The 9,014-nt window shown below is 76.3% G+C and carries 4 protein-coding genes; all 4 read right to left on the reverse strand.

What is annotated here, in order from left to right; translation table 11 throughout:
• Window positions 1-39: 39 nt before the first annotated feature.
• Window positions 40-1,959, reverse strand: a complete 1,920-nt coding sequence (locus C6N75_RS12155; RefSeq protein ID WP_105868887.1) for a non-ribosomal peptide synthetase — start codon at window positions 1,957-1,959, stop codon at window positions 40-42.
• On the reverse strand, window positions 1,956-5,123 hold the full coding sequence (locus C6N75_RS12160) for a non-ribosomal peptide synthetase (protein ID WP_105868888.1): 3,168 nt from the start codon (window positions 5,121-5,123) through the stop codon (window positions 1,956-1,958). Before C6N75_RS12160 ends, C6N75_RS12155 begins: the two co-directional genes overlap by 4 nt.
• A gap of 340 nt (window positions 5,124-5,463) precedes the next feature.
• A complete protein-coding gene (locus C6N75_RS12165) occupies window positions 5,464-6,846 on the reverse strand; it encodes a condensation domain-containing protein (protein WP_258177369.1) in 1,383 nt (460 codons plus the stop codon).
• A gap of 65 nt (window positions 6,847-6,911) precedes the next feature.
• Window positions 6,912-8,198: an MFS transporter gene (locus C6N75_RS12170; protein WP_105868893.1), complete on the reverse strand. Its 1,287-nt coding sequence runs from the start codon at window positions 8,196-8,198 to the stop codon at window positions 6,912-6,914.
• Window positions 8,199-9,014: the final 816 nt, after the last annotated feature.

Here is a 9,014-nt window from a genome sequence, read left to right on the forward strand (position 1 = left end):
TCCCGCATGTCGGGCCGCCCCCCCCTGTCCGGCTCGTCGTCATTTCGCCCCGGCCGGGGTGGCGGCGGCCCGCCGGCCGTCGACCAGCGCGGCCACGGCCCGCAGGTCGGGCTGGCGCAGCAGCACCGAGGCGCGCAGCCGCACCCCCGACTCCCGCTCGATGACCACCAGCAGCCGGGCCGCCGCCAGCGAGGTGCCGCCGGCCGCGGTGAACCCCTCTTCCAGCGCGGCGTCCGGCCGCCCCAGCAGCTCGCGCACGGCCCCCAGCACCAGCCGCTCCCCGAAGGTCGCGCCCGGTGCCGGCTCCGCCGCGGTGACGCCGTCCGCGTGCTGGGCCAGTGCGGCCCGGTCCACCTTGCCGTTGGCGTCCAGCGGGAAGGCGTCCACCAGGTGCACCGTCGCCGGCACGGCCTGCTCGGGCAGCCACTCGCGTACGCCGTCCAGCAGCGCCGCCGCGGTCGGCTCGGCGCCGGCGGCCGGCCGTACGTGGGCGGCCAGCCGCACCAGCCCGCCGGGGCCGCGCACGGCCGTGACCACCGCGCCGAGCACCGCGGGGTCGTGTTCGAACGCGGCCTCCACCTCGGCCGGTTCGATCCGCACCCCGCCGACCTTCACCTGGTCGTCCAGCCGGCCGAGGAACTCCAGCAGCCCGTCCGCCCGCACCCGTACCCGGTCGCCGGTGCGGTACCAGCGCCCGCCGCTCTCCCGGCGGGTGAAGCGCGCCGCGGTCAGCTCCGGGTCGAGGTAGCCGAGCGCCAGGCACGTCCCGCCGATACGCAGCTCCCCTTCCGCGCCGTCGGCCACCGGCCGGCCGTCCGCGTCGGTCACGATCACCTCCGCGCCCGGCACCGGGCGGCCGATCGGCGGCGCGTCCGGCGCCTCGGTGGTCGGCCCGCCGGGCGGCATGCTGTGCACGGTGGTGACGACGGTGGCCTCGGCCGGGCCGTAGGCGTTGTGCACGGTCGCGGTGACCTCGGGCCCCGGGTGGCGCCGCATGCGGTCCCCGCCGGCCACCAGGTGGCGCAGCGCCAGCCCCCGCGGCCAGGGGCGCTCCAACAGCGGCTCCACCATCGGGGTCGCGGCGACCGACACCGTCACGGCGGCCTCCCGCCACCAGTCGGCCAGTACGGCCGGGTCCCAGCGCACCTCGTCCGGTGCCGGCGCCAGTGCCGCGCCCGAGGTCAGTCCGGCCCACAGCTCCAGCAGGTGCGGGTCGAAGGCCACCCCGATCAGCAGCGACTGCCGCTCACCGGGCCCGAGTCCGGTGGTCGTCCGATACCAGTCGAGCAGTCCCGCCAGCGACGGCTCCGCGACGGCCACCGCCTTGGGCCGGCCGGTGGAACCGGAGGTCAGCACCGCGTAGAAGGCGCCCTCGGGGGCCCGCCGGCCACCGCCCTTCCGTCCGGTGTCGTGCGGGGCCCGCCGGGCGTCCCCCGTCCGGACGGCGTCCTCCGCGGCCCGCCCGGCGTCCTCCTCCGGTCCGGCGAAGGCGGCCACCACCGTACCGGCGGCGTTCGCTCCCTGCGCCGGCAGCGACGTCAGCTCGGTGAGCTCCCCGCCCCGGTAGCGCTCGGGCAGCACCTCGGGGTCGCCGATCAGGCACACCACGTCCAGGTCCTCGGCCACCGCCTCGGTGCGGCGCCGGCCGGGTCGCGGGCCCAGCGGCAGATACACCGCGCCCAGCCTGGCCATCGCCACTGCGGTGACCACCAGGGCGGCGGACCGGTCCAGGCAGACGCCCACCAGGTCACCGGGGGCGACCCGGTCGCGCAGGGCGCCCGCCATCCGGTCGGCCGCCTCGGACACCTCCATGTAGGACCAGCCGTGCGGCCCGTCCACCACCGCCGGGGCGTGCGGGGCGGCCGCCACCCACTCCTCGAACCGGTCGAGCACCGCCCGCTGCCGGTCCCCGGCCGCGCCCGCCTCGGTGCTCGGTGTCTGTATGCGCGTCTGAGTCATCGGGACTCCGTCGAGGTCAGCGGGACAGCGGCCAGGGCGCCGGCCTGGTCGGCGAGCACCGGATTCTGGAACAGCAGCCGCAGCGGCGGTCGGTGCCCCAGGTGCGGCTCCAGCCAGGCCGCGAGCTGCGCGGCCAGCAGCGAGTGGCCGCCGGTGTGGAAGAAGTGCGAGGAGGCGTCGAACCGGTCGTGGCCCAGCACCGTGCGCCATCCGTCGGTCAGCAGCGCCGTCAGCTCGTCCGCGGGCGGCTGGTCCGTCGGGGTGGCGGGCTCCGGGACGTCGCCGACCCGTGCCGCCAGCCGGGTCAGCGCGGCCCGGTCGGGCTTGCCGCCGGCCAGCACCGGCAGCGCCGCGAGCGCCGCCCAGCGGGCCGGCACCAGCGCGGCGGGCAGCGCGCGGCCCAACTCCTCGTGCAGCGCCCGCTCGTCGAACGGCCGCTCGGGGCCGCCGTCCTCGGTGAAGCCGACCAGCCGGGGCGCGCCCGGCCCCTCCCGGTCCAGGACCACCGCGCAGGACCGCCCGCCGAGCACCGCGGAGGCGGCCGCCTCCACCTCCTCCAGCTCGATGCGGTACCCCCGCAGCTTCACCTGGTGGTCGCGGCGCCCCAGGAAGTACAGCAGCCCGTCCAGTCCCCGGTAGCCGAGGTCTCCGGTGCGGTAGGCCCGTTGCCCGCCGAGTGCCGCCGGCTGGGTGAACCGGTCCGCGGTGACGTCCGGCAGACCGGCGTACCCCTCGGCCAGCCCGGCGCCCGTGATGGCCAGTTCGCCCACCGCCCCGTCCGGCAGCAGCCGTCCGTGCGCGTCCAGCACGTACACCCGCTCCCCGGGCAGCTCGGTGCCCAGCGGTGCTTCCACCGCCCCGTGCGGCCTCTGCCCGGTGGGACCGGTGCGGTCGGTGAGGTCGTACGCGGTCGAGCTGATCGCCGCCTCGGTGACCCCGTAGACGTTGAGCACCCGCGCACCGGTCCGTTCCGCGAAGTCCCGCGCCGCCCGCGCCGGCAGCCGCTCGCCGCCCAGCACCAGCAGCCGCGGCGCGGCGTCGGTCGCGCCCGGGCCGGCCGTCAGTTCCTCGCGGACTGCCAGGAAGTAACTGGTCGGCAGGTTGGCCACGGTGACTCCCGCCGAGGCCAGCAGCCCGGCGAGCTCCGTCCCCGTGGGCACCTCCACGCCCGGCGCCACCAGGCAGGCCCCGGCGTGCAGCGCCGGCAGCACCTCCTCCAGGGCGACGTCGAACGATGGCTGCGCGAAGAGCAGCACCCGGTCCCGCGGGCTCAGGCCGAACAGTTCCGCCGCGCCGGTCAGATGGTTCTCCAGCGCCGCCCGGCCCACCGCCACCGGCTTCGGCAGCCCGGTGGAGCCGGAGGTGTGGATGACGTACGCCGCCCCCGGCAGGGGCGCCGCGTCCGCCGCGGCCGGCAAGAGCGCGGCGCCCACCTCGGCGTGCGGCAGCCCGCCCGGCACCCGTACCGGGGCGTCCGGGGAGGTCAGCACCAGCGCCGGGGAGAGCCGCTCCAGCAGACCCGTCAGCCGCGCCGGCGGATCGGACGGCGACAGCGGGCAGTAGACCGCCCCGCCGCGCAGGCACGCCAGCAGCGCCACCACCGAGTCCGCCCCGCGCGGCAGCACCGCCGCCACCGGTTGGCCTGCCCGCACGCCGGCCTCGGCCATCCGCCCGGCCAGCGAGGACACCATGGCGTCCAGCTCGCCGTAGCTCCACGAGCGTTCCCCGGCCACCAGTGCCGGCCGCGCCGGGTCGTGCTGCGTCAGCGGATCGAGCAGGTCCCGGCCGCGCGGCGCCACCGGCACCGCCACCGGTGCCGGAACCGGCTGCGGCGCCAGGTCGGCCAGCGCGGACTCCGGCGCGTCCAGATAGCCGCGCAGCAGATCGGCGAGCCGCCCGGCCAGCAGTTCGGCGACCTCCTCGCCGAACAGGTCCGCGTCGTAGTCCCACACCAGCGTCATCCCGGCCACGCCCTGCCGGGGGCTGACACCGCGCCGGTCGTCCGGCAGCAGCACCACGTCCAGGTCGAACCGGGTGGTGCCGGTGTTGAAACCCTCGAACAGCGTGACGTCCAGACCCGGGACGTCGATCTCCGGCAGCTCGGCGTCGTGGGCGCTGAACATCACCCCGAACAGCGGGTTGTCCGCTCCCGTGGTGTGCCGCCCGAGCGCCCGGGTCAGCTCCTGCACCGGTGTGTCCTGGTGGGGCAGTGCTCGGATCAGCACGTCGGTGACCTCTTCGGTCGCCTCAAGGGCCGGGGCCGCCGGATCGAGCCGCAGCGGCAGCGGGATGGTGTTGACGAACATCCCGACCGCGTCCTCGTATCCCCGCGGCCGGTTGCCGACCGCGGTGCCCACCACCATCTCCTCGCGCCCGCCGTGCCGCCGCAGGAGCTCGGCGAAGAGCGCCAGCAGCACCGAGAACGGCGTCAGCCCCTGCTCCCGGGCGTGCCCGCGCAGCCGTTGCGCCAGGTCGGCGCCGATGGTCTGCCGCAGCTGCCCGCCTCGGTGCCGACGTCGCGCACCCGGTCGGGCCAGCCCCGGCAGCGGCATGTCCCTCGGTACGTCGCCGAGCAGCCCGGTCCAGAAGTCCAGGCCGCTCCGGTCGTCCTGGCCGGCCGCCCGGCGCGCCGCCTGCGCGCGCACGTGGTCCGCGTAGGAGGACGCCGCCGGCAGCGTGACCGGCTCACCCAGAACATGGGCGCGGTAGACGGTGAACACGTCCCGCAGCAGGATCGCGAACGAGTGCCCGTCGTGGATGAGGTGGTGCTCCACGTGCACCAGTCGGTGCCGGTCCTCGGCCATCCGCACCAGCGTCCAACGCAGCAGCGGGGCCTGCTCGGTGTCCAGCGGGGTCTCCGCCTCGTCGCGCAGCAGCTTCTGGAACGCGGCGTCCGGGTCCGCCTCGCCGGTCAGGTCGACGGTACGCAGCCGGGGTGCGCACTCTTCGGCGACCCGCTGCCCGGGCAGGCCGCCCGGCACCGGCACCAGTTCCAGCCGGAGTCCGGGGTGGCGTGCCAGTGTGGCGGCCAGCCCGCGCCGCAGGGCCTCCGGGTCGAGATCGCCCCACAGGTCGAGTGCGGCGGTGAAGTTGTAGGCCCGGCTGCCGGTGTGCACCTGCTCGTGCAGCCAGACGATCTCCTGCGAGGAGGAGAGCGGAAACATGGGCGGTCCCTGGGTTGTCGGGTCGTACGGTCACCGCTCGGGCACGGTCGTGCGAGCGGTCGGCGGGCCCCCGCGGATCACGCGGGGCGCCCGGGAGAGGCATGTGGTCGAGAGAGGGGGCGGGGGCGCGGCGGCGGGCGGACCGGCTTGGGCGGTTCGGCCTCGGCGGGCGCTGCTCGCCGGGCGGACGGGCGCGGCACGGGGCCGTGCGACGGGCGTGGTCCCGAAGGCACGGCGGCGAGCGTGGCCTCGGCCGGGGGGCGGCGAGCAGCGCGCCGGGGGGAGGCGGCGAGTGCGCCGGGACGGCCGGACGTTCACCGGCCGGCAGACCGCGAGCGGGTCAGCCGGCCCCGCCCAGCGCACCGGTGAACGCGGCGAACGCGCGCTCGGCGTCCCGGTCGGCCAGCACGGCGCGGTCCCACACCATGCGTACGCGCAGCTCGGAGCCCTGGGTGACCGACACGGCGAACGGCCCGCGCACCGCCCGGCCGCCGACCTCGACCTCCCGGCCCGGCACGCCGTCGAGGGTCAGCGGCGGCCGGTCGCGTACGGCGTCCACGGTCAGCAGCCCGTCCAGTCCGCCGCCCCAGCGCGAGCCCGCGGCCCGCGCGGCGCGGACCACGGCGTCGAACGGCGTGTCCGCCCGGTCCAGGTCGTCCCACCACCCGTCCGCCGTGGCGCCCGGCGCGCCGCCGCGCGAACCGGCGGCGAACACCAGTGTGTTGAGGAAGCAGCCCACCACCGGCTCGGCCCCTGCCGGCCGCCCGCCCCACGGGTAGCCCACCGGCGCCAGAGCGTCCTCCGCCGCCCCGTACAACTCCCGCACCGCCGCCGTACAGGCGTCCAGGAGCGCCGGGAACGCCGTCCCGCCGTGACCGGCCGGCAGCAGGGCCGACGCAGCCCCGCTCACCGGGCCGTCCGCCAGCGGATCCTTCCGGGCCCGCATCGCCCCGGTCCGCTCCCGTACGCGGCGCAGCCGCTCGCCCCAGTAGGCGAGGTGGGGTGGTGAGGAGGCCCGCTCCTCCGTGTCGAGCTGCGCCAGCACCGCCGTCCGGTAGGCGTCCAACCGCCCCTCGGCCTCGGCTTCTTCGACGTCGTCGGCGGTCGCGTCCCGCACGTAGGCGATGCCGAGCTCCTCCACCACCCGCCCCAGCGACCAGCCGTCGCAGACCGCGTGGTCGAAGACCACGGCCAGCAGTTCCTGGTCCCCCTCGTCCGCCAGCAGCATCCGCATCGGCGGCCCGTCCGCGGCCCAGGCCGCCAGCGCCCGCCGCAACGCGTCCGCGGCGCCCTCCCCCTCCCGGCACCCCACTCGCGTCACCGGCACGTCCGGCGCGGCGAGCCGCAGTACCGGAACTCCCCGCACCACCGTGGGCCGGGACCGCAAGGCCGGGTGCAGCCCCGCCAGGTGCGTGGCCGCCGCGCTCAGCCGCGCCGCGTCCACCGTCCCCCGGGGGAAGGCGAAGAACATCGGCACCAGGTCCGGACGGCCGGACCGGTCCAGCGCGCGCACCAGCAGGAATCGCCGCTGCGCCCCCGTGACCGGCAGCAGCACCGCGTCCCCGGCGGCCCTCGGCCGTCCGAACTGCCCGAACCTCTCCAGGTACTGGCCGGTGATACTCGGCGCGTACGGTTCGGTCGTGCTCGGTACGTGCTGACCTGTGGTGCTCGGTATGTGCTGACCTGTTGTGCTCGGCACGTACTGCCCGGTGTCGCCCTGCACGCCGTCCCCCTCCGAAGTCGACCGGCCCCGTGCGAGCCGGCCCCCACCTGCCCCGCGGCCGCCGTTCACGAGGCGTCCGACGTGGCCGCCCCCGCGCGCTCCCGCGCCGGCGGCAGGTCCCGCATACGCCGCAGCGGGGACAGCAGCAGCGGCAGGGGGACGAACAGGAACCCGACGGCGCAGCAGGCCAGCGCCGTCCGGGGCCCGAAGCCCTCCGCCACTACGCCGCCCGCCAGCGCCCCGAGCGGCAGCGTGCCCCACATCAGGAACCGCAGGGTGGCGTTCATCCGCCCCAGCAGCCTCGGTGGGCACAGCGCCTGCCGGAAGCTGACCTGCGCGACGTTGTAGACCACCGAACCGAAGAACACCGCCCCGGATGCCGCCGCGAACAGCGCCCCGCCTGCACCACCCGTCGCCAGCGGCCACAGCACCGCGAACGGGTTGGTGGCCAGGACGGAGAGCCAGATCACCCGCGCCTGTCCGAACCGGCGGCCGATCGCCCCCGCGCAGAGCGCTCCGGCCAACCCGCCCACGGCCGCGGCCGACAGCACCAGCCCCACTGCGGTCGGGCCCAGCTCCAGCACCCGCACCAGGAAGACGGTCTGCACGGCCATCAGCACCGCGGCGAAGAAGTTGCCCAGCCCGGTCGCCAGCGCGATCACCCGAAGCAGGGGGTGGCGCGCCACGAAGCGGACGCCCTCGGCGACCTCTCCGGCCAGCGACGCCCCCGCCGCCGCGGGGGGCCGCTCCTCGGATCGCCGGATCCCCAGGAGGAGGACGGCGCTGAGCGCATAGCCGACCGCGTTGGCCGCGACCGCAAGGTGCGCGCCGGCGATCTGCACCAGCCCTCCGCCCAGACCGGGCCCGGCGACCTGTGCGGAGGAGCGGACGACCTCGAGTGCGCCGTTGCCCGCGACCAACTGCTCGCGCGGGAGCAGGCGCGGCAGGAAACTCTGGTGGGCCACGTCGAAGAACACCGTGGCGGCCCCGGTGACCAGCGCCACCGCGTACATCTGCGCCATGCCCAGCACTCCGGCCGCGGCCGCCGCCGGCACGCTCGCCATCGCCAGCGCCCGCACCACGTCGGCACGGATCATCAGGGGCAGCTTCCGCATCCGGTCCACCCAGGCGCCGGCGGGCAGCCCGATCAGCAGGAAGGCGGCCGTCTCGGCGGCGGTGAGGGCTCCTACCTCCAGTGCGGAGGCGTCCAGCAGCAGCACGGCCACCAGCGGCAGGGCCACCAGGGTGACCTGCGCGCCGGCCTGACCGGCGGCGGATCCGGCCAGCAGCAGCCTGAAATCGCGCAGCCCCAGCGGCCCGCCGAGTCGTGCGGGGCTCTCGGTAACGGACATGTGACCGACCATCACCGACCGAACGGTCAGTCGTCAAACGTGACTGCTCATTTTTGATCAATCTTTTTCGTTCAAAGAGCAACATCGCAATAAATTTTTCAGCTCATCGCAGCCTTCATCGCATGAACCGCGCCCTACCGCCCCTCGACCACCCTCGCCCCGCCCGGACCCGCCATCCGTCAGCCCGCGACCACCAACCCCGGCCGCTTTGGCCGAAACAGATCGCTTCCCGCCCGTCCGGCCGGAAGGGTGCATTCCGTCTGCTATAGCGCCCCGCTGGTCCGCGCATCCGATCGACGTCGCGGGGCGCGTCTCTCCTGCGCTGCCCACGCATCCCGGCCTCGCCCAGCCGGTCAGTCATGCCGAGCCCGGTCCACCACGGCGGCGGCCTGCGCCCGTCGGCCAGGCATTCCAGCAGGCCCCGCCGGCTCGGCAGCGAACGGCTCACCCGTGACCGGTGGCGCGGTCCGGTCATGGCGCGGCAGGCGTACGTGCGCGCCGGACACTGACCGGACACTGAAACGGGGGGCCGCCCACTGCGGAACAGTCGGCTGGCTCAGCCCACGTATGCCCGCGCGATACGCCTCTGCCGCTCATCCACCGCCGGGATCCACGTCGGCCCCGACCAGTGCGAGTTGACTCGCTGGAAGCCGCCCCGCTCAGAACCCAGCGGCGGGCCGACTTGTGCGCGCGGAGTCGAACGACCGGAAGCGGTGCGGGGTGGGCAGGCGGTGCGGGCCGGCGGCCGCCGGCGGGGCGCGGCGGCGGCCGGCCGGCGGACCGCCGGGCGCGGGGAGGCGGTGCGGCGCGGGGAGG

The sequence above is a fragment of the Streptomyces solincola genome (genome assembly GCF_002982015.1).
Lineage (GTDB): Bacteria > Actinomycetota > Actinomycetes > Streptomycetales > Streptomycetaceae > Streptomyces > Streptomyces solincola.

Excerpts from the sequence above, each read along its gene's own strand:
- C6N75_RS12160 (WP_105868888.1), bottom strand. The coding sequence starts at position 5,123 with ATGTTTCCGCTCTCCTCCTCGCAGGAGATCGTCTGGCTGCACGAGCAG.
- C6N75_RS12170 (WP_105868893.1), bottom strand. The coding sequence starts at position 8,198 with ATGTCCGTTACCGAGAGCCCCGCACGACTCGGCGGGCCGCTGGGGCTG.
- C6N75_RS12155 (WP_105868887.1), bottom strand. The coding sequence starts at position 1,959 with ATGACTCAGACGCGCATACAGACACCGAGCACCGAGGCGGGCGCGGCC.